This is a genomic window from Flavobacterium sp. CLA17 (genome assembly GCF_013112255.2).
Taxonomy (GTDB): domain Bacteria; phylum Bacteroidota; class Bacteroidia; order Flavobacteriales; family Flavobacteriaceae; genus Flavobacterium; species Flavobacterium circumlabens.
On sequence record NZ_CP068294.1, the window covers coordinates 1,612,204 to 1,638,625 of the forward strand.

Genomic DNA, 26,422 nt, shown 5'->3' on the forward strand with positions numbered 1-26,422 from the left:
CTTAATACTTAATTCTTATTACTTGATACTAGTTTCTCAAAGGTTTTCCTTTAGTTAACATATATTGAATTCTCTCTAAAGTCTTACGCTCTGTACAAAGAGATAAGAAAGCTTCACGTTCGATATCTAATAAATACTGCTCCGATACTAAGGTTGCTTCAGATAAATCACCACCGGCCATTACGTAAGCCAGTTTATTAGCGATTTTTTTGTCGTGCTCAGAAATGTATTTTCCGGCTTCCATCTGATCCGTTCCAACTAAGAACATACCTAAAGCTTGTTTACCTAAAACTTTAACATCCGTTCTTCTGATTGGCTGCGTATAGCCCGCTTCAGCCATTAACAACGCATGTTTTTTAGCTTCTGCAATCTGACGGTCTTTGTTTACGACGATAACATCTTTACCATGTTGTAAAAGTCCGGTATCAAAAGCTTCGTAACCTGAAGTCGATACTTTAGCCATTGCGATAGTTAAGAAATACTCCTGAAGAACATTCAATTCCACATCGTTTTTACGGAATAAATCTGAAGCTCGCAAAGCCATTTCTTTAGATCCGCCACCACCAGGAAGTACACCAACACCAAATTCAACTAATCCCATATAGGTTTCTGCAGCAGCAACCACTTTATCAGCGTGTAAGCTCATTTCGCATCCACCGCCAAAAGTCATTCCGTGAGGTGCTACTACAACCGGAATTGAAGAGTAACGAACGCGCATCATAGTGTCCTGGAACAATTTGATCGCCATGTTCAGTTCGTCATATTCCTGCTCAACGGCCATCATGAAAATCATTCCGATATTGGCTCCCACAGAGAAATTCGCTGCCTGGTTTCCAATAACTAGACCCTGATATTCTTTTTCAGATAAATCGATTGCTTTATTGATAGCCTGAAGTACGTCGCCACCAATGGTATTCATTTTAGATTGGAATTCTAAGTTCAAAATTCCGTCTCCTAAGTCCTGGATGATTGCACCACTGTTGCTCCAGACTTTTTTGCTTTCGCGGATGTTGTTCAGGATAATAAAGGAGTCTTGTCCCGGAACCTTTGTTTGAGATTTTGTCGGGATATTGTAGAAATAAGAGGCTCCTTCTTTTACAGAATAGAAACTGTCACTTCCGGAAGCTAACATTTCAGTAACCCATGCAGCCGGCTCTAAACCTTCTGCTTTCATGATTTCGATTCCTTTGGCGACACCAATGGCATCCCAAATTTCAAATGGACCATTTTCCCATCCGAAACCGGCTTTCATCGCATCATCAATTTTATATAATTCGTCTGAGATTTCAGGGATTCTGTTCGATACATACGCAAACATTCCGGCGAAACTCTTACGGTAAAATTCACCTGCTTTGTCTGTTCCTTTCACTAAAACTTTAAAACGATTGATTGGTTTATCGATAGTTTTTGTTAATTCAAGTGTAGCAAAATTTGCTTTTTTTGCAGCGCGGTATTCTAATGTATCTAAGTCTAAGGAAAGAATATCTTTATCTACTTTTTTATAAAAACCTTGTCCGGTTTTGCTTCCAAACCATTTGTTCTCCATCATTTTGTTAACAAAATCAGGAAGTTTAAACAATTCGTGTTGTTCGTCATTCGGACAGTTTTCGTAAATACCGTTGGCAACGTGTACCAAAGTATCCAGACCAACCACGTCAACCGTACGGAAAGTAGCTGATTTTGGACGGCCAATTACCGGACCGGTCAATTTATCCACTTCTTCAATTGTTAATCCCATTTCTTTTACCAAATGAAATAAACTCTGAATGCCGTAAATACCAATTCTGTTTCCAATAAATGCCGGAGTATCCTTGGCAACAACCGAAGTTTTTCCTAAGAATTTAGAACCGTATTCGTTTAGGAAATCCAATACTTCAGTTGAAGTTTTTGGCCCGGGAATGATTTCAAATAATTTTAAGTAACGCGCAGGGTTAAAAAAGTGTGTCCCGCAGAAGTGTTGTTGAAAATCTTCGCTTCTTCCTTCACTCATAAAGTGAATCGGAATACCGGAAGTGTTAGAAGTAACCAAAGTTCCCGGTGTACGGAATTTTTCGATTTGTTCGAATACTAATTTCTTAATATCCAGACGTTCCACTACAACCTCAATAATCCAGTCCACGTTGGCAATTTTTGCCATATCATCAGTGGTGTTTCCAGTAGTGATTCGGCTTGCGAATTTCTGACTGTAAATAGGAGAGGGCTTTGATTTTAATGAATTCGCCAAGTGCTCGTTTACCACACGGTTGCGAACAACTTTACTTTCAAGCGTTAATCCTTTTTTAGTTTCAGCTTCTGTCAATTCACGTGGTACGATGTCAAGTAGTAAAACTTCAACACCAATATTGGCAAAATGACAAGCTATTCCTGAACCCATAATTCCGGATCCGATTACAGCAACTTTTTTAATTGTGCGTTTCATAAGTCGTTAATATTTGTTTTTTGTTTTGAATTTGAAGTTTCCTTACGAATTAAGGTTATTCATTTTCTAGTTTTTCTGTTTGATTAAATATGTTTTTGTCCTGAATCAACTCATTGATAATTTCCGAAACCTCAATAAAATGTTTTAATTTTTCGTCAGAAACATGTTTTCTAACGGTTTCATTGAATTTTAGTACTGTATTTTTAGATAAATCTCTTTTTTCTTTTCCAAATTCGGTAAGGTAGATCAAAACACCGCGTCCGTCACTTGGGTTCTTTTTGCGAACAATCAAACCTTTGTCTTCCATTGATTTTAATGTTCTGGTTAAGCTGGTTGCTTCCATTCCCATTCTTGGGCCTAAAGCCGTAGAAGGAGTTCCGTCTTCTTTGTCTATGCTCAAAAGTGCAAATCCTGTCGCCATGGTGGCATCGTATTTTGCAGCTTCTTCGTTGTACATTCTTGATACAGCCTGCCAAGTTGCTCTTAAAATATAATCTATTGTTTTGTCTTTCATAAGTAACTATATCGATTTCAAATATAATCAAAAAATACTATGCACGCATATAATTTTTTAATAAATTTTTGGTTAGTGAAAAAATGTCTCTGAAACAGAGTGGTTTAGGGTTGTTTTTTAAATTGAAATATACTATTTTTTTTGAGATTTTAACAAAATTCATAGCGTGAAAATTCTTTTATGATTTTAAATCACCTTTTAATTCTGCATTTTATAAAAAAATGTGATTTTAATGCGAAATAAATTTTACTCCTTATATTTTTCAAGGGCCATCTGAAGATTTTTCTTCATCCGGTTTCGCAGGCTTTCCGGTTTCAGGATTTCTATGCCGCAGCCAAAACCTAATAAAAGACGTTCCATTTCATAATTGGGAATAACAAGTAAATGAATTATAATGGAGCCATCGTCATTTTGCGTTATCAGTCTTTGTGTCGGATGCAGGGGTTTTGTCAGTACATAAGGAGCGTTTATCGCATCTATCCAGAGTTCGATTTTTCGGGGCTGCAAACCCGAATTTACCGTTACGCCAATTATATTTTTATAATACAAATCGGCATTAAAATCTTCTTCTAAATAAGGTAAATTAAAATCGTAATCAATTGCAATAATTCGGTCAAGTGCGAGATTGGTAATGGGTTGGGAGCCTTTTTTCTTTCCAATTAAAAACCATCTGTTATTGAATTCCTTTAGAATAAACGGATGAAAATGAAATTTGTTTTCTTCTTTGGATTTAAAAGATTTATACGTAATGACAAGCGGCACTTTTTTGATGATCGCCTGATAAATTTCATCCAGATAATGCAAACCTTTCAGATTTTCGTTTTTATCCAGGTAGATAACGGGCTTGGTATGCGACTTTTCAGAATAAATTTTATCCTCCAGACGCTGCAAAATATCAGAGACATCATTAAACAAAGAGAAATCCTTAAACTGTTTCAGCATCGAAACGGTTTCGGTCAGAACATTCATATCTGTTTCCGTCAGCGGAATATCGGTGATGGTAAATTCGTCGTCCTCATATTTATAAAACTTTTTGTCATAAACGACAATTGGGGCATTGTAGCCCAGCTTTTCACTCCGCATCAGCTGAATATCCATCTGGATCGTTCGTTTGCTGATGGAGTTCTCGCGGCCTTCATATTCAAACAAGGCTTCAGAACAACATTCTATTAAATCTTCGAGAGTCCATTGCCGATACCTGTTTTGTAAACATTTGTCTATTGTTTTGTATCGGATTAGTGCGTTTTTGTTTTGTGACATAGTATTTTTTTTCAGGCAGATCTAGCAAACTCGACAGGTTTTGAAAACCTGTCGGTTTTTTTTTTTTACGCAGATCTGGCAGATTAAGCAGATTTTTTAATTATTTATTTTTGCCCGTTGACTTAAAAACTTTGCGACTTTGCGTCTTTGCGAGATTATTTGGTTTAACAGCAATACGATCTACGTCAATAACAAAATTTCTTTTTCAATATTAAATCGCGCTTTCTCTTCATACAGTTTCCGGAATTCATCAGTCTGATAGATAAATTCATTTTCCAGAAAATGTTTTAAAGCCTTCGCCCTTCCGGGTTTGTATAGAAAATCGGGATAGATGCGGTATTCTTTCCTGATTTGCTCAAAATAAATTTGATAGTCGTCCCAATCGCGGGCAAGAATCTTCAGATCAAAATCAATCAGCCAGTTGATATCTTCAATTGTATTATGCTGATGAAGCTGTGTGGCACAAATAGCATCAAAAATCAATTGTGTATCGAGATTGCTATTTTTCGGTAAAATCGACAAAGCAAATTCGGCACTTTTGAGTTCATTGTCTTTTTTACTGCTCTTATAAATGTAATCGTGATAAAAAACAGCAAATATTATTTCATTCGGATTTTGCAGCTGAGCAGAATAGGTTTCAAAACTGGCAATCATATCTTTTATATGCGTCAGATTGTGATAATGCCTTGATTTGTTGGAGTATGTCTTTTCCAGATCTGACCAGTGTAGCTGAATCTCTTTTTCATTAAAACCAATATTCAGAAGTAATTGGGTGTATTTTTCGGGTAGATTCATGTTCTTTTTTACTCAAATATAGAATTCTTTTCTCACTGCGCAAAATAACTGCGCACTACTTCTGAAATCTTTGCTCAGGAAATAAAACAAGTTCATTGAAATAAAAAATTGCGTTAACAAGGTCAAGTTTAGGTTACTTCGAAAAACTTTCCACGTACACACTTACCCCATTACCGGTTAACACAATTTATAAAGAGGCAGTAGCTCAGCGGTTAGAGCAGGTAGTTTTGAAATTATCCTTAAAAGGTCAATCAAAACTTACTTCGTACACTTTTAATGTCCGGGTCGTGGGTTCGAATCCCATCTGCTTCACTATTACGGGTCAATTAAAACTTACTTCAGAACATTGGTAAATTCTGGTTCGAGTCCGGCGAGTTTTTAAATTATCAGTAATAGAATGAGGGTCAAGATTAACTTACTTCCGGGGGAACCCACCAAACTGTCACTTTGAAATCAGTTAATCTATTACACTCGAATTTCAGGTCAAGTGTTTCTTACTTCAAATCTTTTAGGTAGAACCAGAAACACCATTATCTAAATTTTAAAAATTAAAAAAAAATGAAAACAAAAGAAGTATTAAAAATCAGTTTGCGTCAAAACGCCATTTTCATTCCATCAGAAATGATAGCGAATGAGGTCAAAAATTTATCAGGAACAACATCGGTTTTAATGGCCAATGTTTCAAAACTCGGATTTACATTTTCCGAATCGTTATTACACGCTTTAAATAATGTAAACCCGAATTATAAGGTAGAAATTTTAGAAGTGCTAAAAGAAGTTTTAGGAACCGATAAAAACTGGACGCCTTTGGTGAAAGAATGGAATATTCCAACAGGAGAAACCGTTTTAGATCATGTTGCGGCCTTTTTAGCGATTTTTTTTAAAACTAAAAACGGAACCACTTTACCATGCGGACATATAATCCCGGAGAATACTTTTGTATTAGAGAGATACAATGGTTGTCCGTTCTGCGGAACTCCGTTTGAATTCGGTACAATCGAAAACTTCGGACAGGGAAGTAAATTGAAAGTATTGGATTTATGGACAGAAAAAGAGCTGGAAGACTTTTACAAATCGTTATTGCAATCCAAAACAACTTTAGACGCTACGCAGGTAGAAAGTTTAAAAACGGCATTGAAATATTTTCCGTTGCCAAAAACCGAGATCGCTATCAAAGAAACTTTGATGTTAGTGATCGATGTTTTAATCGAAGAAGGAAAAGAAAATGAGGTATCTCAGTATTTTAAAACACCAACCGATATCCTGAGATATTTATGGTTCAAAAATACAGGAATGCTGCAAATTATCGAGCCGAAAACAATTGTGAAACGTGCGTCAAAAAATGCACAGCATTTCCACCATGTTCTCGATACAAGTGCGCAGGCGAGAATAGCTTCTCAAAAAGATTTAAAACTTAAATATTCCCGTAAGGAATGTTTGATGGTGGCCAATTGGTTGCATAATATGGATATGGAAGTAGAAGCCATGTGCGAAATCATGCATCCGAAAAGAGGAATGTGGGTTCGTTTTATCCGGGCATTGCGTCTGGCAGAATACAGCAAAAGAAAAGGCTTTGAAAAATTAGCCCTTTTAATGGATGTGTTTTACAACCAGGTGTATGACGTTTGGCAAAGCAAAGTAAACACGTCAAGATTAAAATTAGATGCCGATAAAACATTTGCATTGCTGAAACAGCGTCCGGGATTGTTTGCCCGTTCGTTATTCTCCAATATGTTATGGTTTGGTGCAGACGAGACCATCGCACATTTTGAAGAAATCATCGATAAAGTTCCGGCGCGATTGGTTTTTACCTTAAATATGTATGCTCAGAATTATTTTGATAAAAACATGCAGAGAAGTGTGAAACCTTTGGGTGGAACCAACAAACGAATTGAACCAAACGGTTTATTGAAATTGTACGATGATCTGCAATTGGAAGCAATGAAAAATCAAATCGAAGAATTGTGTCTTTTGGCCATGAAAAAACGATTTGCAGCGATTGCGAATACAAACAAAACGATCTATATCGATCCGCAATTGTTTAATATTCCGGTTTCCATAGGAGATCGAAGCGATACCGTTCAGGATTTACCGGTTGCTTTAATGGGAACACGTTTTCCGATTGAAGGTAACCAAGTGCGATTGTTTATGCAATGGGGTAAGGATTTACCGGCACAGCATTTAGATATGGATTTAAGCTGTCATATCGCGTATGCAAACAGTACAGATATTTGTTCTTTCAGCCGATTGACCACGACGGGTTGTCAGCATAGTGGTGATATCCGAAGCATTCCGAATAAAATCGGAACCGCCGAATATATCAACATCAACATTGACGAATTGGCCAAAGCCGATGCAAAATTTGTAACTTTTACCTGCAATGCGTACAGTAACGGAAGTATCACGCCAAATCTTGTCGTAGGCTGGATGAACAGTAAACATCCGATGAAAATTTCGGAAAAAACTGGTGTGGCATACGATCCATCTTGTGTAGATCATCAGGTGCGTGTGACGCAAAACGTTGCCAAAGGTTTGGTTTTCGGAATTTTAGATGTAGCCAAAAGAGAAATCGTTTGGTTAGAGATGACTTTCGGAGGTCAGGTTGTGCAAGGTTTAGATTGTAAAGGAGTTCAGGCGTTGCTGGCAAAACTAAGCAGCAAATTAAATATTGGTAGCCTGTTACAGCTTAAAGCGGAAGCACAAGGCTTAACAATTACCGAAAATGAAATTGCTGATGAAATGTATACAGCACAATGGGCTATGAATCCGGCAGCAGTGACCCAATTATTAATTGATTAGGAGAAAGGTACAAAGGTTCAGAGGTACAAAGATTTTGTAGAGACGCACTGCTGTGCGTCTTTGCAAAGTGTTTTACTAAAGTATAAACACACCGTTTGTCATTTCGACGAAGGAGAAATCTCCGCAAGTAACTCCGTAACGAAAGCTCAATCTTTGTAGAGCTTCTCACGAAGATTTCTCGTGCCTCGAAATGACATAAAATGAGGAAAAATCATTTTAATCCATACAATCAGTGGCTAAATAAAATCTTTGTCCCCATGAACCTTTGCAACTTTGTCCCTTAAAAAAAATACCTACGCAAAATAATTGCGTACCAAAATTTGAATCTTTTGTTCAAAGAAAAGAACCAATGAATACAACGCTTTTAAAAGAAATGATTACAAAAAATTATGTAAAGGTGAACAAACATCCTGAACATGATTTATACATTTATAATTATACACAAAATGCCCAATTCGAACGTGTTTGGAATGAGGTAACCTTAGCCTGCAGAGGCTTGATTTTAGATCAGAATGATAACGTAATTGCAAGACCTTTTCCTAAGTTTTTCAATTTAGGCGAAATGGAAAATCAGGTGCTTCCGGATTCAACTTTTGAAGTATATGATAAAATGGATGGTTCATTGGGAATTTTGTATTGGATCAACAATGTGCCTTTTATGGCGAGCAGAGGTTCTTTTGCAAGCGATCAGTCGGATAAAGCGAATGAGATGCTGCACGGAAAATACAGAAATTCATGGTCATTTTTAGATAAAAACAGAACCTATTTATTCGAGATTATTTATCCCGAAAATCGAATCGTATTAGATTACGGCGTGGCAGAAGAACTGGTTTTACTGGCGATTGTTGATATAAAAACCGGAGCAGAATTTCCATTAGAAAATATTGGTTTCCCTGTGGTTGAAAAATATGACGGAATCAAAGACATTATGACTTTAAAAGGATTGGATGTCAATAACAAAGAAGGTTTCATCATTAAATACGCGAACAATTTCCGTGTAAAAATTAAATTTGAAGAATACCTTCGTTTACACCGAATCGTCACTCAGGTTTCCAACGTGAACATCTGGGAATATTTGAAAACCAATCAACCCATGGAAGAAATTCTGGAACGTGTTCCCGATGAGTTTTTCGACTGGGTAAAACAAACCAAAGGCGATTTAGAGAATCAGTATTCGGTAATTGAAAATCAATGTAAAAACGATTTTAAAATTTTGGAATCGCGCAAGGAAACTGCTTTGTATTTTCTAACTTGTCAATATCAAGGAGTCCTATTTGCCATGCTGGACAACAGGGACTATTCGGAGGTTATCTGGAAAATGATCCGGCCAACTTTTGAAAAACCGTTTAATAAAGGAGAAGAATAAAATGAGAAAAGTAATTTTAATGAAAGGATTGCCGGGAAGTGGAAAATCGACTTTGGCAAAAAAGATAATTGCAGAAAATCCGGAAACGTACAAACGAATCAACAGGGACGATTTGCGTGCGATGTTTGATAATGGAACTACAACTCAAAGCAACGAGAAATTCGTTAAGAAAGTACGTGATTTATTAATCGTAAAATCTTTGGAAGAAGGAAAAAGTATCGTGATCGATGATACCAATTTATCGGAAACCAACCTAAGACGCGTTTCTCAATTGGTGCAGGAATACAATGCAAAATTCAATCAAAAGGTTGAAGTTGAAGTGAGAGAAGTAAATACAGCTGTTTCGGTTTGTATTGAAAGAGATGCTTTAAGAGAAAAACCTGTGGGAGAAAAAGTAATCCGAAAAATGCACAGACAATTTTTTAAAGATTCGCCTCAATACTGCACGCAAAACCCCGACCTGCCAAAAGCCATAATTTGTGACCTTGACGGAACTTTAGCCTTAATGAACGGACGAAATCCTTTTGACGCCAGCAAATGCGACGAAGACGAAATCAACAATCCGGTGGCGAATGTTTTGAGAAATTACAAAAAGTTGGGATATCAGATACTATTGGTTTCCGGAAGAGAAGACCGATACAAAGCACCAACCTTGCGTTTTCTCGAAAAACACGAAATCGAATACGATAACCTGATCATGCGTAAAACCCAGGACAACCGAAAAGATTCGATCATCAAAACCGAAATCTATCACGAGTTTATAAAAGACAAGTACTTTGTAGAATTCGTTTTAGACGACCGAAACCAGGTAGTAGATACGTGGCGAAATGACCTGAAATTGCCGTGTTTCCAGGTGTATTATGGGGATTTTTAGTTTTGAGGTTCAAAGGTTCAGAGTGGCAAAGGTTCAAAGGTTTTGATCCACAAGTTCGCTAAGATTTACCCTCATTTTATGTCATTTCGACGGAGGAGAAATCTTCGCGAGAAGCTCTACAAAGATTGGACTTTCGTTAGGGAATTATTTGCAAAGATTTACCCCATTTTATGTCATTTCGACGAAGGAGAAATCTTCGTTGCAAGATCGACAAAGGATGGCTTTTGATTGCGGAGCACTTGCTAATATTTCTCCTCATTTTATGTCATTTCGACGAAGGAGAAATCTTCGTTGCAAGATCGACAAAGTTTGGCTTTTAATTGCGGAGCCACTTGCTAATATTTCTCCTCATTTTATGTCATTTCGACGGAGGAGAAATCTTCGTTGCAAGATCGACAAAGGTTGGCTTTTAATTGCGGAGCCACTTGCGAAGATTTCTCCTCATTTTATGTCATTTCGACGAAGGAGAAATCTTCGTTGCAAGATCGACAAAGGATGGCTTTTAATTGCGGAGCCACTTGCGAAGATTTCTCCTTCGTCGAAATGACAAACTGTGTGTAAAAAACTTTGCGCCTCAGCTCCGTACAGCCATCGGAATTACGTAATCAAAAACAGACCAAAGAAAAAAGACTTTGTCTCTTAACGCCTTCAAGGCAAAAACAAATAATAATTAAAGACTCAAAGAGGAAAAACCTCTGAACCTTAGCCCCTTTGAACCTTTGCAACTTTAAAAAAAAATGAATACATACATAGACATAGGAATTAATTTAACCAATAAACAATTCCAAAACGACATAGACGATGTCGTACAAGACGCACTCGATGCCGATGTAGAAAAAATGATACTCACCGGCACCAGCGTCCGAAATAGCGAAGCTTCGGCTGAAATCGCCCGACAATATCCCGGAATATTGTACGCAACAGCCGGAATTCACCCGCATGATGCGAAGAGTTTCGATGCGCAGAGCATTTCAAAACTGCGCCATTTATTAAAGCAGAAACAGGTAGTTTCAGTAGGCGAGTGCGGACTCGATTTTGATCGTGACTTTTCGCCCAGAAACATACAGGAAAGCTGTTACAAAGCCCAGTTAGAACTAGCGATTGAAGTTCAGAAACCGTTGTTCCTGCACGAAAGAGCCGCTTTTGCAAAGTTTATGGACATTACCAAAGACTATTTGCCGCAATTGCCAAAAGCAGTCGTGCATTGTTTTACCGGAAGTCTGCCCGAAGCCAAAACGTATCTCGATAACGGATTCTATTTGGGTTTTACGGGAGCGATATCTGACAGTAAACGTTTTGAGCATTTAAAAGAAGTGATTCAATACGTACCGCTCGACCGAATGATGATCGAAACCGATGCGCCCTTCATGCTGCCGAAAAATGTACCCAACAGCCTCTTGAAAAAATACCACGAACGCCGTTGCGAACCTGCTTTTCTGCCTTTTGTGGCGGGAACGGTGGCGCAGTTTAAAGGAATTTCTTTGGGTAAAGTGGCGGTGGAAACGACTAGGAATGCTAAGGAGTTTTTTGGAATTTAGGTGCAGAGGAAGAAGAGTAAAGCGGATAAAAAGAATATTTTGATGTGTGCGAAGTATGTAAACTTCGCACAACGTTGTAGCTTTAAAAATCCCTCTTAGAGTTGACTTCTAAATTAGCCAATTTGATTTTTTAAACATTTTTTAAACTTGGATTGTTTTCTGTGTAGAATTCTCCAACGCAATAATTATCGTTATTTAATTCTTCAGGTATAAAAGATGTAGTATAGATCATTTGATAAGTATTTTTGTCAATATCTTCGAGATATTTAACTAGGAGTTTTTGAAAATTTTGTGCTCTACCCATCTCTATTCCTTTATCTTCCATGTTATCACAAAGAATAAAACGAGGGTAGCGCATCATTGGTATTTTTAAAGAAGCTAAAAAGATTGCAAATCTTGCGGATATTTTTAAATAAAAACTTGAACTTGCAGAATATTTAGCCTCCTTATCGGAAATAAAAGCAATATTATTTCTATAATCAATATGAAACTCCTTGGCTTGAAAAAATTCATTTTGCCTTCTTAAATCATTATTAAGCAAATACACACCAACTTTTTCAATTGCATCATTAATTGTTTTCTTTAGTTTTATTTGATTGTTTTTTAATATGTCTATGTCATAATTTAATGTTTCAATTTCTGTTTCTAAACCATCTTGTTTAGACTTTAATGACTGAAACATTTCGGCATTTTCAAGTAGAGTTCTTAACTGCATTAATTCTCCTTCAATGTATCCTCTATCTGTAAATAACGTATCAATTTTTTCGTCTCTGAATGATTTTACATCATTTAGTGCTTGATTAACTTTAATTTGTATTTGGTGTAATTTAGCTTTTTCTACCTCGTATTTAGCTTTCAATTCAATTAATTGTTTCTCTTTATTGGAATTTAATTTTTGAGATTCTTTGATTTGAAATGAAATTTCTTGTTCAATTTTACGAGCTTGAGTAATTCCAATGCTATCATCTATTTCCTTTTTGCAAAGTTTACATTGGCTTGGATTTGCAACTACATCAAGAGGTGAAAGACATTCGGGGCAATTTTCGATTGTGAAAGTATTTCCTAAAAATTCACGAGTAACAATTGATTTTTTTATTGCTAACAGCTTATGTTCTAATGCCTGCAAAAAATATTTTGTATCTTCAACTTCTAATTCAAAATTTCTAATAGTAACGGCATTTTGCTGTACTCTTTTTCTTTGTTCAAGGGATTCGATGTTTAATGTTTCAAATTCAAGTTTTGATTTCTGTGTGTAGTTTACCCTTTTATTCTTTTCTTTTATTTCAAAAATTAAATTATCAATATTTGACAATTCTATATCCTTATTAGAAATACGTGTATTAATATTAACAGGTACTAAATCAGATGGATTTGAGATAAATCTTTTGATTATTTTTATTTCAGATTTAACCTCATCAACTTCCTTTTTTGCATTTTCGAACCGTTGTTGCTTATCATATAAGTCTTGATTGTATACTCCTAACAAAAGATTTGAAATTGTTTCTCTTGTTAGTGTAGTATCAAACTGTTCATATAAATAAAGGGAGTTTGTTGGAGAATCTTGATCAACATAAAGTAATCTAAGTATTTGATGAAATGTGATATTATTTTCTCCTTTAACAATTGGTAAATCTAGACTTTCAAAAAACACATTAGAAAAACTTTTCTTGGCTTCTGTCATATCGTAGTTGAATTTTTTCCAGTTTTCAGGATCATCTAAAGCTTCTTTGTATTCTCCCCAATAAAAATTTATAGATTGCTTGGTATTACCTTTACCATCAATATTGAAAGTTATATTTCTCTTTAAGGTTATTACTGCACCGTTCAGTTCCACTTCTGCATATACTTTAGAACATTCCCTTGCTTCTTTTACCCAATCATTAAAAGCTCCACCTAGTATATAAAAAATGAAATGGCTTATGGTAGATTTACCGCTACTGTTATCTCCTCTAATAATATTTATACCTCTATGATAATATTCATCATAAGCTACCTTACCATTCTTTGTAAAAACTACTAATCTGTTTAAAAATAAGTTATTATGCATCGTACTGGCTTTCTAATAATTTGGTTTTGCTTTTTAAGCCATTTTCACCATTCAACGGCATTAAGTAAAAATGTGATGTCAATAGCTTTATTGTATTTTCTTCTTGAATGGTCATATCAATAAATTCATTATTAAAATCTTTGAAGATTTCTTTAGATATTTTTGTTATCTTATTGTGCTTGAGATAATCTTGGTTAATTATTCCTAGTGAAGCCAAATATTTTATTGCACTCATTTGATAAGGGCGAATTTTTTCAAACATCTTTCTATCATTAAGTATTTGCTCGTAAGGATTCTTAGGTTTTACTATATAATTATTAATCAAATCTTTTACTTGCTTTTCGTCCGCTTTAAAGTAGATGTCCTTAAGTTTATTAGGGAAAAGTAAGTAATAGTCCCAAATTCGTAATCTTTCAATTTCGATATATTCATCTCTTTCGAAATAAGATAATAATTTCATTATTCTAAAAAGAGTATGATATAAATCGAAAGAAGGTTGATATACTATCATATAGCCCAATTAATATGGCAATTGCCAGTTAAGTAATGAAACATTCCTTCAATTTCTGTTGAAGTCAATCCCATAATATCATCGCACCCTTCTTGTTGGATTAAAAAAACAATTGGATTTACTATACTATCAGAAATAGTTTTTAAAATTTCTCTTTCAGAACTACCTTCTCTTATCATTGGTTTGATTAAATTTCTATATCTTTCAAGTACAATTGCAAGAATGAAAGCAAAAATTTCCTGGGCAGGCTCATAGTTTTGGTAATAAATAAGTTTTTTATTAAATTCTTGTTTACACCAGGCGAAATCATCATAAAGATGCTCCTTATTCGCTAAACGCAACTTTTCTTCTAGCCCTAATGTATCTCTTATATCAGTATATTTTTTTAAATTTTCAGATATCATAAATAAATCTTCAGAGCTATTTTCATTATTAAAAGCACTTTTCAATTTTAAAAAAAGGGAACCTAATTTACCGGATTGTCCATTAAAATAGTTATTAACAGAGGAATCGTCACCATTAACAATTTTATTATTGGTGCCGTTTACATTGATGTCCTTCTGTCCATCACTCCCAAACATTAGTTCGTAGATTTATCATCACCACCTATAACTTTATTCTCATTACCCGTAATGCTAATATTGTTTTGAGTATTGCTAGTTTTTTTAGTTTTGCTTTTCCTTTTTGAATAAAGAGCACCTCCCGCTAACGTAGTTAGAATAATAATAATTCCTGCAATTATCTGAGTATAATTATCTCCCATTTATCTTCTGTTTAAATTAGTAACCCGAACTCAATCATTTTACAATGGTAAATATACATTTTATTACATATTATTATAAACTTTTTCAGACATTCGATAGCTTTCTAAATTTTTATTATGTTATGCGCTTTAAATTATTAAAGATTACAATAAGTTCTTTATATATTAGGAAGAGATAACAACAATAATTTTATACCATTATTAACTGAATTAAAAAGTAAGTTAAAAAAATTATCGTGTAATAATCAATATCAATAAAAAACGAAAAAAGCGCAAACCTTAAAAATTTGCGCTTTTCAATTATATAAAGAAAAAGAATATTACTTCCCTTTCATCAATTTTTCTAAATACTCCACCTTATCCTTTTCAGCCTGAACCAAACGTTCGTAAAGTTCCACCACTTTATCAAGAGGATTGAAGGTGCAACTGAAATTAGTGTTACTGTCTCCATTTCCTTGAGGACCATTATTAGCACTATTATCGTAAAAGTTATTAAAAAAAGTAAAAACAGATTCTTCCGAAAAGTTTTCAATAGCTTCTACCGTAACACCAAGTGCTTTTGCAATTTCTTTCAGTTTTGCGGGATCAACAGTTTCGCTTGATTCAATAACGGAAATATTTTTCTGGCTTGTTCCAATAGCTTCTCCAAGTATTTCTTGTTTCATACCACGAAGTTCTCTGATTCGGCTTATATTTCGGCCAATGTGTCTGGGTTTGGTTGCTGTGCTCATAGTTCAAAGATAATAATAAAAATGTTAAATTGTGAGTTGTGAATTGTGAGTTTTGGGTTGTTAGTTGTTAGTCGTTAGTTGTTAGTTTTGGGTTATGGGTTATGGGTTAGATGTGAAAATGTAAACTGCGACTGGGAACTGTGACTGAAACCTGCGACTGTAACTTTTTCAAAGAACAGACAGTTTCTCTTTCAGGCACTTTTCCTCGCATTGCAGGACCTGGAGTTTTACTTCGTACTGTTCCTGGAGGTGAAGGCTGTTTCTTTCAATAACGCCTTCTAATCGTGCTTTTACGACCGGAAAAAATTTGTCTTTGCTTCTTTTTTCCATTTCGTCTGCCACAAAATCAGGAATCTGTAATTCGTCTGTCATAAAAGCAAGAAGCTCCAAACCTTTCCGTGCAGGCTCGTATTTTTCCTGATGCTCTCTGAGTTTTTTGATAATGTTATGCTGATTGATTTGGTTGAGGTTCAGTTTGTCTTCCCAGTGCTTCCTTTCTTCTGGTTGCAGCTGCCTTATAGCAGGAGGGTTATTTTTTTGTTGTTCTTCAAAAAGGATCATTTTGGCCAGTCTTAGGTAGGCTCTTGTTGGCAGACTGCGTCTTCCTATTGCATACATCGACCAGAGCCCTTGCGATACACCCACTATGTTGGCTATCTCATTGTGCCGGAATCCAAATAGTTCTCCAAATTGTTTCTCCTCTTTCATCACTTTGCTTAAGGTTATTGTATTTTAATATGGTTTACAATTTAATTTCTATTCTCTTTTTACAACACGGTTGTTGTAGATTTTCTGTTGTAATTATTATTTCAACATAAGTTTCTCCAACAGAATTGTTGTAGATTTTCTGTTGTAATTATTATTTCAACATGAGTTTCTCCAACAGAATTGTTGTAAATTTTTTGTTGTAATTATTATTTCAACAGAATTTTTTACAACACAATTATTTTGCTTTTCATTTTGATTTTGTTTCACAACGGAAATTTTCAGGTGTCACTTTTTCGACAGAAACAAATGTAATAAAAAGATTACATTTTTAGCAAATGTAGTAAAAAATATTTTTCGATCAGAACCTGCGACAGATTTGGCTAAAGCAGGAATCCTATACTTTATAATCCCCAACACCCCAATAAAAAGAAATATTTTTCTTATAAAAACAAAACTTCATTCCGGGAATCCTCATCTATACAGGAAATTAAGCCAATCTTAAACTGGGATTTTTACTACAAAAACAGGTATTTGTACGCAGTTTTTTAATTCGTAATAGCTCTAAATTTGAAGTAGCAAACACAGTACAGTCTACATTAATGAGAGTTTAGAAATGAAAAAACGGAATAAAATTACACTGGTATTTTCTTTTTTATTCGTCAGCACCTTTTTGTTTTCTCAAAACGAACGATTAATTATTGGCCGTACCACAGGAAAACTGCTCATTGAAAAAAAGGCACCGATTCGGACTTTTGGCTTTACGAACTCGCTTTCGGGACAGGTTACTTTGCCGGGATCGGAGATCGATATGAAGGTAGGAAATAGTATCAATATCGATTTCTGGAATATTTCGCAGGGAAATCCGGTGTCTTTGTATTGCCGGGATATTGAATTTGTACAGCGTACTGCCGGAAACGAAGTCATGACCAAAAAAGAGCCGGTGCACCATATGGAACATGGGTTTTATTCTTTTGTGGCTCAAAAAGCAGGAACGTATTTGTATTATAGTCCTGAAAATTATCCTTTTAATCTTCAGGCGGGCATGTTTGGGGTCATTATCATACGTCCGAAAGAAACCGACGTTTTACCCGCTAAAGTTCTGGCTGAGGTACTATGGTGCAGTACTGAAATTGATCCGAAATGGCATACCGATGCGATTATGGGTACGGCATACGATACGAGCAATAAGCCGGTAGTGCTGCCGGATTACAAACCACAGTACTTTTTGATTAATGGGCAGATCGCCACTAAAAATAAAGGGTTACAAGTTTTAGCGAACAAAAAAGAGGCCGTGTTGCTGCGTCTGGTTAATGCGGGTCTGTACCGGAATGAAATACAGTTTCCGTCTCAGGCAAAAGTCAAGTTAATTTCCGGAAATGAGAAGAACCTGACCACATTTTCCGGAGCGTGTAAAATACAGCTTCCTCCGGGTGAATGCATGGAGCTGGAGGTTTTTTTAGAAAATGTTTCAGACCAGGAAAAGATCGGCTATCACTTTACAGATCCGGTTTCCAAAAAGATATGCTACAAAGCCGGAATTCCGGTATTTTATTAATATTAAAACCAAAAATCATGAAAACAACACTATTTTATTTCATACTCCTTTTTTCGTTTTCGTTCTCCTTTGCACAGAGCAAACCTACTTTTACAGTAGTGGGCAATGCCACCAATAAAGAAAGCGTATTGAAAACGAAACGACTGGATATTTCTAAAATCAAAGTCGAAAACATTTCCAGCAAACCCATCTATCTGGTTTGGGAAACGGTATCGAATACGTTTCCTAAAGAATGGGATTGTTCGATGTGCCAGCATGGCGCCTGCCAGATCGGAATTCCAAAAGGTTCCGCTTTTAATAAACTCAATGCAGATCAGCAGGGATTTATTGCCATACATGTACTTCCGGAAAACAAAAAGGGCAATGGTATTGTAAAATTTAAGATTTACGATAAAGCCAATCCTGCATATGCCAAGATTTTAACCTTTGAAGTCGAAGTACTTTAAAGGAATAAATAATTGAATATTCACCCAAAAACAAACAAAATGAAAAAAATTACCAACTTACTCTTCATTATGCTGATCACGGGATTGTCCTATGGTCAGGGCAATGCCAATGCGAAATATACGCGTTGGGATGTAACTTCATCCGAAGGAAAAGCCAATCTTACAGCCATGAATACGGCTTTTGAAAAAATGCGTGCCATGGGCTGCGATAATGGCCTGGCCTGGTATTATCAGGGAGCGATACACAATATTCCGACTGTGATTAATGGCAAAAATGTACTTTGTCCGCAGTATCAGACCAGTAAGGATAAACTATGGGCATGGGCCGATTGTACGCACAACGGATCAGATAGCGCGTCTTTGAATTTTCTTTTATGGCACAGAATGTACATTTGGTACTTAGAAAAAATTGTCCGTGAATTATCCGGAAAAGAGGATTTTGCCCTTCCGTACTGGAATTACGGCAGCAAGGAAGTTTCCGAAAACATTATGCCGGCACAATTAACAGACAAATCGGGTTCTTTGTATACGGCAGCCCGATACAGTATCCTGAACAACGGACAGCCGATTCTTCCGGATCAGGTCGATCAGATTCAGTCGGCACTGGGAGAATTACAAACCAACCCTTCCTTTAGCGGAAAAGCCGGATTTAGCAAAAACCTGGAAATTGCACCTCATGGCTATATGCACGATCTTATAGGCGGAGAATACGCCAATCCAAGTGAAACCTATTACAATGAAATATACCAGAAGGAGTATTCAGGTTTAATGGCCAATGTGCCGTCTGCCGGATTCGACCCTGTTTTTTGGCTGCATCATAGTATGATTGACCGTATTTGGGAATCGTGGGATGTTTCGGCTTACGGGCAGCGTCCGAGCCTGGAAGACCTAAAAGCGAATCCGTGGCCTTATGAGTTTATAACTCCCGATGGCAAACATATCACCTACACGATGGAGGAAGTATACAAGATTGTTTTTAATCTGGATTATAAATATGATAATCTGCTTTACGGCTCTACGACTCCGGTTTTAGCTTCCAATGAAACGACTGCAAAAAAGAAAATTGCCTTTCAGGATTCAAAAGAACAGGTGGTCTGGGAACAGAAAGTAGGGAAGGTGCTTGGGACTAGTGCTTTTAGTCATAAAGTAACGAGTACATTGGCCAAAAGCACGAATAAAGTTTTTAAAAGTGCCAATTCGAAATTAGTACTAAATTTAAGTGTAGCGGTATACAAAGAGCCTAAAGATTACTATACTGTTTTTCTTAGATATCCGGGCAAAGCAGATCAGTATGTAGGCACAATGACTTTCTTTGGAGTAGCCCACGATCATGGAATGGAAGACGACCATCCGATAAGCGAAGACGGGATAAAACTGAATTTCTCCTACTATATTTCAGATGACTTAATCAATACCGATAAGAACTTTGAAATTATCATAAAAAAATCAGGAGCCGGAGATGCTAAAGTAACACTGGAAAAAATTAGTGTAACGAAGGCAAACTAAGAAATAAATTAAAAGATTAAACGAATAAAAAACGGCTGTCATCTGACGGCCGTTTTGCTTGGGGTTGGTCTGCTCTTAAAAATCTCCGGACTTTTTACAGCTTCAGCTTCTAAACGTTTTTTTAGAAAACAGCCAAAATGGTCTCATTTCCGTAAATAGATTTTTAATATTAGAATTTCTATATTTGCAGTATACAAAATCATGGATCATGAACTACAAAATATCATTTCAGGAAAGAGCCAGGTTAGGCATGGAAGTACTATCCAGACAATCTCCCGTTACCTTAGAAAAAGCAAGAGCCCAGGCGGAACGTTTGAGTCAGGAAAGCAAATCAAAAGTGAAGAAAGAGCGTTAATAAGAGAATTTTGTAACAGGAATAGTTTTTGGATTACGTATATAAATATGAATGCCTTTATCTCTTCGGGTGCTGAGCAAAAAGTGTATCTTCAAAACAAACATAAAGTAATCAAGCTTAACGATACTATCTACTACGAATCCTGGGAAGATTATTTGAATAATTTACTACTACATAATTATTTCTTTCCGGATACCGCTTACCAGTTAATTGGGTTTTATGAACAAAAGGATATACTTTATGCTGTTGTCGAGCAGAAATTTGTAGAATCTAATAGTGCTACAAAATTAGAAAACGTCGGGGAATTTTTAATTTCAAACGGTTTTATAAATACCAGAAATAACGATTATTTTAATCCTGAAGCAGGCATTATTCTTGAAGATTTACACGACGAAAATGTTCTGACTTTTGATAGTAATCTGTTTTTTATCGATACGGTTTTTTATCTTACAGCAGCATTTTATAAATTATAACGACTTAAAAATAAGAATAAATATAACGGCTGTCATCTGACAGCCGTTTTGCGTTTGATTATATTATTTTGATTAATAATGTTTTTTTAACGTCGACAGCAGGTCTTTTTATGCAATCTTATCTTATAATTTATTACTTTACGTATTTAAAATAATAATCAGAATCAAATGAATCTTAGTATAGCGGTCAGGCAGTTAGGGAAAAAACATCCTCTTCTTCAGGAAAAAAATGTAGAGTTGGTTATAGAAAATCCTATAATTACTACCCGGACTCTTATCGAATTAGTGGTCGATTATCAGGTTCAGCTCTTCAATTCTTCCTCATTTGAATTTGATGACGAAGATAAAATTCACCTTCCGAAAGAAAATTATTTACCCATTCTGACAGATACCGGAAAAGTTGGTTTTGGTGCCCTGTACAACCACAATAAAGTTGACTTAGCGGTAGCACAGGAAAATGCAATTCTGGCTTTTGAGGATGGCATGTATGCTGTTTTTTACGGTGATGACGAGCTGGAGAACTTAAGTCAGGAAATAAATCTTGAAGAAAATAAAGGGCTCACTTTTATCAGACTGACTTTTTTGGCGGGGAGTTACTGGTAAGAAATGCATTTTCGGACAATGAAACTTTACATTTTCAAAACCCATTTTACAATAAATAAAATATATAATTTTAAAATAATAACATGATGTCTATAGAAGATGTTCTTAAAAGTAAAATAATAGAAAACCCTATACAAAGGTTTAAAAAAGAATTAGAAGAAATTGTCAATAGTAATTTGGTAACAAAGCTATTGTCAAAAAACAAGTTAAAAAAAGAAGTAGCCGAGTTTGGTCTGGAACTTTTAAAACTAAAAGACAATTATTACAACACGTATATTTCTTTGGGTTCTAAAGAATGTACCGAATTCGCAAAATGGGTAAAAGAAGATTTATGGGAAGACAAAAATTACTACGATCTTCTGGTTTACTTTTTTGGTGAGGAAAATGCCGTTTATGTAAAAGAAGCCTGGAACCGACTTCCTCAGAAAATGTATCAGAGTGGTTATACGCGACGTTCTTTCAGGGCGCCAAACAATAAAAAATATTTGCTTGTTAATCAGGTTAATTTTTTGCGTTCGCTGCTTAATGGCCCAAAGATTTACAATTACCACGACAGCAATACCGTACATTACGATTTAAGTATTGAGGAGGAAATTCGTTTTGACACCGAGATTTCCAGTTCTACGAATCAGTTTATGATTTGGTCGGCAGCGATTGATTTAAACAAAGAAAATCTTTTTCAGTTATTTGAAGATATTATTTTCAACAAAGACCCGAGAGGAAAAGTTTCACGAAATATTATCAAAGCACTTTTAAACAGCGAGAAAAAAGAAAGCTGGGAACTGGTCGAAAAACTTTTATTGGCCGCACAACGTCAGGAAGGCTTGCGTCAAACCGTTCTGGAAGCGTTGGACGAAACCAGTATCGGTGCTTTGCACTATATGATTAAGGTCATTATTGATAATAAATTAACCCGTTTTTCATCTGTGGTGCGCGGCATTGATACGTGGACTGGTTTGGGCTGGGATTCTGAAAAAGAAACGACGGTTCGAAATATCATCAATCTGGCGTATGGTTATTTCTCGAATCCGGAAACGATTCCGGTGGGAATTCAGAGTAAAAATAACAATGAAGTTTATATGGCACTTTGGGTTCAGGGTGTTTTTGATGTCGAAAAAACCGTTCCGTATCTGCATGAGTTATTAGCGAAAGGTTCGGTCGAAAAGAAATCGCTGGCCTTAAAATTTGTCGGGGAAACCAACGATCCTTATATCGAGATGCCATTGTATTTTAAAGCTTTGGACGACGAAAATCTTCAGGTTTTGGCATTTGCGCTTCCGAGATTAAATGCACTTTTAGATGCCAATGCCAAATCGAAATATTATACTGAAAATGCAGATTATCCGAACTTTTTCGATAAAGTTTACAATCTCGCGCAAAATATAAACGAAAAAGAAAAAACTTTCGAAGGGAAAGTATTTTCATGGCTCAATGCCAAGTTCGAGAAAGATGCCTTTTATGCTGCAGCCATAAATTTAATTGGCGATAACAGCGAAAGATTAGAAATTATTCTGAATCATTTTGAAGGTTTTGCAATTAATTTAAGAGAAAAACTGGCCAGAGAAATTTTGGGTGATTATTATTGTTATTCTTTTTACAGCTTTAAAAACGATGGAGGTAAAGACAAAAAAGAACCAACCAGTTTTCAAAGAAATTTTGCACTTCGCATCTTAAAAGACAGAGGCGAATCTTTGGTAGCTTCGGCAGTCAATACTTTAAATAATTTGAGTTTAACAGAAGACGAACTGGCAATTTTTCAGGAATTATACAAACGTAAAAATTCTAATTTAAAGAAAAACCTAACCGCAATTTTACTAAAACAGGAAGATCAGAAAATAAGCTCTTTTGTAGAAAAAACGTTAGAAAAAGGCGATTTAGAACAACGCATGTCGGTTTTGGATTTGATGCTGCAGTTGCAGAAAAATGCGAAGCTGACAGATAAAGTTAATGACTGGGTTGCAGCTTATTCGACAAGACCAAAAATCACCGAAAAAGAAACCAAATTTATAGAGCAGTTAGAACCTTCAAAAAAGAAAGATAGTATAAGCGCCGAAAACGGATTTGGTTTTTATACGCCAAACGAAGTTTCACCCTATGCCTTGCCAAAACCGCAGGGAGATTCCCTGTATGTTAAATCGGTTAAAGAGCATCAATATGGTTTCTCAAAATCAATGTCTCAGATACAAACCGAGATTTCTAAATTGTATACATTATATGAAGAAAACAGAAATCACGAATATGAAATCGAAAACTACGATAACAGCAAATCGACTGTTTTGCTTGGAAATACTTTTAGAGAGGTAAAAAATCTAAAAGATGAAAAAGATCCTGAAATTGCAGCGACAAATTATCCGTTGTACGAAGTTTGGTCGGGCTGGTTTGAAAATTCGGGATTAACTGAAAAAGATTTATTTCTACTAACACTTGTAAGCAGTTGTGACCGAAAAGTATGGCGCGATTTTCTGGAGAAATATGTTTTTTATTATAAAGAATTATTGCCGCACCAAAACAAAAGAGGCTACGATTGGGACAATGCCATTTTACAAATTTTAAATGCGCTTCAGCTTAAATATTCTTTTAAAGAAAAGGCAGATTTCTTAATTGATGCCTGCAGCACTTTATATGCAAATCTTCCGGAATCGGTTTTAGAGTTTGAATATAAACCTTCAAAAGATGAATATTATTATAATTCAGATAACGGCAACGGCTGGCAGAATCAGGGCTTTTTTGACATTTACCTGAATAAAATTAGTTTACTGGATTTATCAGAAGAACAAAACAATAAAGTTTGGAACCTGTACAGATGGAGACAGTTAAACGGATTAGAAAGAAATATTCCTTATAATAAACCGCCAATCCATTTGTATTGCGCAGCTTTTGAGCAAAATTTAATTACCGAAGGCGAATTGTACGAAGGTATTTTAGAAAGTGAAAGAATTTCTGTTTTAACAGGCGAGGGGAAACACTACAGACATCCCGGAGGTGAAGATTTAATTAAGACATTTCCATTTTTAGTTTCGATGATTGATAAGATTCGCGAAACCTTTTTGGATATTGAAGTGAAAAGAGGTGATTCCAATACATCGGTTACACATTTGGTTCAGAGTTTCCAGAAGATTTTCGGAATCAATCGTTTGGTCGAAATGCTCACGGCTCTCGGAAAAGCAAGTTTGTACAAAGGTTATATTTATTCATGGAGCTACACCGAATTAACCAAGCAAAAACTGTTTAGCTATTTATTGAAAAGATGTTATCCGTTGGCTACTGACACTCAGGAAAGTTTTAACCATGCGATTACAAAAGCCAAAATTTCAGAAGAAAGATTGATTCAGGCCGCCATTTATGCACCGCAATGGCAGAAGTTTATCAGCAATTATTTAAACTGGAATGGTTTAGATGAAGGAATCTGGTGGTTTCATGCACATACCAAAACAGCCAGTTACAGCGCTGTAAATTCGGAATTAGAAAGTGAAATGGCGAAATTCTCCTCTATCGATCTGCAGGATTTTAAAGATGGAGCAGTAGATAAAAATTGGTTTGTATCGGCTTATAAACAATTGGGAAAAGCTAAATGGGAAATGCTGTATGAATCGGCAAAATATGTAACTGACGGAAACGGACACCGCAGAGCGCGATTATACGCAGACACGATTACGGGCGATTTGAAAATTAGAGAAGTTACGGCCAAAGTAAAAGACAAACGCGATCAGGATTATTTAAGAGTTTACGGTTTAGTGCCTTTGAGCAAAACAAGTCCTGAAAAAGATATTTTGGCGCGCTATGAATATTTGCAGCAGTTTAAAAAAGAAAGCAGGGAATTTGGTTCGATGAAGCAGGCAAGTGAAGCTTTGGCAATTCGTGTGGCGTTGGAAAACCTGGCCAGAAATGCCGGTTATCCGGATCCTGTGCGATTGACGTGGGCGATGGAAACCAAACAAGTTCAGAATATTTTATCAAAAGAAACCGAAGTTGTTTTAGATGATATAAGAGTAAATCTGGTCATTAATAAAGAAGGAAAAGCGGATCTGGTTACTTTTAAAGCTGATAAAGAATTAAAAGCGATTCCGCCAAAATATAAAAAAGACAAGGGAATTCTGGAATTAACGAATTACAGAAAAACGATGCGCGAGCAATGGACGCGTTCGAGAAAAGGACTGGAAGAAAGTATGATTCGCGGTGATGAATTTTTATATGCCGAAATGCAGAACCTTTTCGAACATCCGATTATTTCTAAACATCTTGAAAAATTGGTTTTTATCTCAAATGATGCTAAAATTGGTTTTTATATTGATGGAAATCTGGTTACGGCTTTAGGCGAAGTGAATGCACTAAATGAAAATCAGACTTTTAGAATTGCGCATTGTTATGATCTGCATAAACACAATATCTGGACAGATTTTCAAAGCTATTGTTTTGATAACAAATTGCAACAGCCCTTTAAGCAGGTTTTTAGGGAATTATATGTTCCAACACCTGATGAATTACAAGAAAAATCAATTTCAAGACGTTATGCCGGACATCAGGTACAGCCCAATCAAACTTTGGCTTTACTAAAAACCAGAGGCTGGAAAGTAGATTATGAAGAAGGATTGCAAAAAGTTTTTCATAAAGAGGGCTATCAGGTTAAAATGTACGCTATGGCTGACTGGTTTTCTCCGGCAGATGTAGAAAGTCCAACTTTAGAAACAATTGAATTTCATTCGTTAAAAGATTATAAAAACATTGCTTTTGAAGATGTTAATCCGCGTATTTTTTCAGAAGTAATGCGTGATATTGATTTAGTAGTAAGTGTTGCACATGTTGGCGGAGTTGATCCTGAGGCAAGCCATTCATCAATTGAGATGAGAGCAGTTTTACTGAGAGAAACATTACGATTGTTTAAAATCAAAAATGTAGAGATTAAAGAAAATCACGCGTTGATTAAAGGAGAAATGGCTAACTATAGTGTTCATTTGGGAAGTGCAGTTGTACATCAGATGCCCGGGAAATATTTATCAATACTTCCGGTGCATTCGCAACACAGGGGACGTTTATTCCTGCCTTTTGCAGATGAAGATCCAAAATCGGCTGAGGTTATGTCTAAAGTTCTTTTGTTAGCCAAAGACAATGAAATACAAGATCCGACAATTTTAAGTCAGATTGATAAGGTATTTGTTTAG

At 35.8% G+C, this 26,422-nt stretch carries 21 protein-coding genes and 1 tRNA gene; 12 read left to right on the forward strand and 10 right to left on the reverse strand.

The window, feature by feature from the left end; all coding sequences use genetic code 11:
• Positions 1-28: 28 nt before the first annotated feature.
• From HAV12_RS07135 to HAV12_RS07150, 4 genes are all read right to left on the reverse strand, one after another.
• A complete protein-coding gene (locus HAV12_RS07135; protein ID WP_132034708.1) occupies positions 29-2,419 on the reverse strand; it encodes a 3-hydroxyacyl-CoA dehydrogenase/enoyl-CoA hydratase family protein in 2,391 nt (796 codons plus the stop codon).
• 55 nt (positions 2,420-2,474) lie between these two features.
• Positions 2,475-2,933 (reverse strand): MarR family winged helix-turn-helix transcriptional regulator, encoded by a 459-nt coding sequence (locus tag HAV12_RS07140; protein WP_132034710.1) that lies wholly within the window; start codon positions 2,931-2,933, stop codon positions 2,475-2,477.
• A gap of 246 nt (positions 2,934-3,179) precedes the next feature.
• Positions 3,180-4,193, reverse strand: coding sequence for a YafY family protein (locus tag HAV12_RS07145; protein ID WP_171569043.1), 1,014 nt, complete (start codon positions 4,191-4,193; stop codon positions 3,180-3,182).
• A gap of 180 nt (positions 4,194-4,373) precedes the next feature.
• On the reverse strand, positions 4,374-4,988 hold the full coding sequence (locus tag HAV12_RS07150) for a hypothetical protein (RefSeq protein ID WP_171569044.1): 615 nt from the start codon (positions 4,986-4,988) through the stop codon (positions 4,374-4,376).
• 194 nt (positions 4,989-5,182) lie between these two features.
• Between HAV12_RS07150 and HAV12_RS07155 the strand changes: the two genes are divergently transcribed.
• The 5 genes from HAV12_RS07155 (at position 5,183) to HAV12_RS07175 (ending at position 11,565) form a co-directional block, all read left to right on the forward strand.
• Positions 5,183-5,300 (forward strand) — tRNA-OTHER (locus HAV12_RS07155).
• 246 nt (positions 5,301-5,546) lie between these two features.
• Positions 5,547-7,787 (forward strand): hypothetical protein, encoded by a 2,241-nt coding sequence (locus HAV12_RS07160; RefSeq protein WP_171569045.1) that lies wholly within the window; start codon positions 5,547-5,549, stop codon positions 7,785-7,787.
• Between the two features lie 349 nt (positions 7,788-8,136).
• Positions 8,137-9,153: an RNA ligase gene (locus HAV12_RS07165; RefSeq protein ID WP_171569046.1), complete on the forward strand. Its 1,017-nt coding sequence runs from the start codon at positions 8,137-8,139 to the stop codon at positions 9,151-9,153.
• Position 9,154: 1 nt separating this feature from the next.
• Positions 9,155-10,027 carry an AAA family ATPase gene (locus tag HAV12_RS07170; protein ID WP_171569047.1) on the forward strand — a complete coding sequence of 291 codons (873 nt, stop codon included), beginning with the start codon at positions 9,155-9,157 and terminating at the stop codon, positions 10,025-10,027.
• 737 nt (positions 10,028-10,764) lie between these two features.
• Positions 10,765-11,565 carry a TatD family hydrolase gene (locus HAV12_RS07175; RefSeq protein ID WP_171569048.1) on the forward strand — a complete coding sequence of 267 codons (801 nt, stop codon included), beginning with the start codon at positions 10,765-10,767 and terminating at the stop codon, positions 11,563-11,565.
• 130 nt (positions 11,566-11,695) lie between these two features.
• Here HAV12_RS07175 and HAV12_RS07180 read toward each other — a convergent pair whose 3' ends face one another.
• The 6 genes from HAV12_RS07180 to HAV12_RS07205 form a co-directional block, all read right to left on the reverse strand.
• Entirely contained in the window at positions 11,696-13,612 is a 1,917-nt protein-coding gene (locus HAV12_RS07180; protein WP_171569049.1) for a hypothetical protein, read from the reverse strand.
• Positions 13,605-14,072 (reverse strand): ABC-three component system middle component 5, encoded by a 468-nt coding sequence (locus HAV12_RS07185; protein WP_240345242.1) that lies wholly within the window; start codon positions 14,070-14,072, stop codon positions 13,605-13,607. Before HAV12_RS07185 ends, HAV12_RS07180 begins: the two co-directional genes overlap by 8 nt.
• A gap of 47 nt (positions 14,073-14,119) precedes the next feature.
• Complete coding sequence (locus tag HAV12_RS07190; RefSeq protein WP_171569051.1) at positions 14,120-14,704, reverse strand: ABC-three component system protein; 585 nt, start codon at positions 14,702-14,704, stop codon at positions 14,120-14,122.
• Positions 14,704-14,886 carry a hypothetical protein gene (locus HAV12_RS07195; protein ID WP_171569052.1) on the reverse strand — a complete coding sequence of 61 codons (183 nt, stop codon included), beginning with the start codon at positions 14,884-14,886 and terminating at the stop codon, positions 14,704-14,706. Before HAV12_RS07195 ends, HAV12_RS07190 begins: the two co-directional genes overlap by 1 nt.
• Before the next feature lie 320 nt (positions 14,887-15,206).
• Positions 15,207-15,617 (reverse strand): helix-turn-helix domain-containing protein, encoded by a 411-nt coding sequence (locus HAV12_RS07200; protein ID WP_171569053.1) that lies wholly within the window; start codon positions 15,615-15,617, stop codon positions 15,207-15,209.
• 168 nt (positions 15,618-15,785) lie between these two features.
• Positions 15,786-16,325, reverse strand: a complete 540-nt coding sequence (locus HAV12_RS07205) for a hypothetical protein (protein WP_171569054.1) — start codon at positions 16,323-16,325, stop codon at positions 15,786-15,788.
• A 613-nt stretch (positions 16,326-16,938) separates the two neighbouring features.
• On the opposite strand from HAV12_RS07205, the gene HAV12_RS07210 reads away from it, so the two are divergent.
• The 7 genes from HAV12_RS07210 to HAV12_RS07235 all read left to right on the forward strand — a co-directional run bounded on the left by HAV12_RS07210 (position 16,939) and on the right by HAV12_RS07235 (position 26,422).
• Positions 16,939-17,880 carry a multicopper oxidase domain-containing protein gene (locus HAV12_RS07210; RefSeq protein ID WP_240345243.1) on the forward strand — a complete coding sequence of 314 codons (942 nt, stop codon included), beginning with the start codon at positions 16,939-16,941 and terminating at the stop codon, positions 17,878-17,880.
• Between the two features lie 17 nt (positions 17,881-17,897).
• A complete protein-coding gene (locus tag HAV12_RS07215; protein WP_171569055.1) occupies positions 17,898-18,326 on the forward strand; it encodes a hypothetical protein in 429 nt (142 codons plus the stop codon).
• 39 nt (positions 18,327-18,365) lie between these two features.
• A complete protein-coding gene (locus HAV12_RS07220; protein ID WP_171569056.1) occupies positions 18,366-19,832 on the forward strand; it encodes a tyrosinase family protein in 1,467 nt (488 codons plus the stop codon).
• 208 nt (positions 19,833-20,040) lie between these two features.
• Positions 20,041-20,187 (forward strand): hypothetical protein, encoded by a 147-nt coding sequence (locus HAV12_RS22905; RefSeq protein ID WP_240345271.1) that lies wholly within the window; start codon positions 20,041-20,043, stop codon positions 20,185-20,187.
• Positions 20,188-20,219: 32 nt separating this feature from the next.
• The gene (locus HAV12_RS07225; protein WP_240345272.1) at positions 20,220-20,660 is read left to right on the forward strand and encodes a hypothetical protein; all 441 of its coding nucleotides are present in this window, start codon (positions 20,220-20,222) and stop codon (positions 20,658-20,660) included.
• 168 nt (positions 20,661-20,828) lie between these two features.
• Positions 20,829-21,263, forward strand: a complete 435-nt coding sequence (locus tag HAV12_RS07230) for a hypothetical protein (protein WP_171569058.1) — start codon at positions 20,829-20,831, stop codon at positions 21,261-21,263.
• 83 nt (positions 21,264-21,346) lie between these two features.
• A complete protein-coding gene (locus tag HAV12_RS07235) occupies positions 21,347-26,422 on the forward strand; it encodes a DUF4132 domain-containing protein (RefSeq protein WP_171569059.1) in 5,076 nt (1,691 codons plus the stop codon).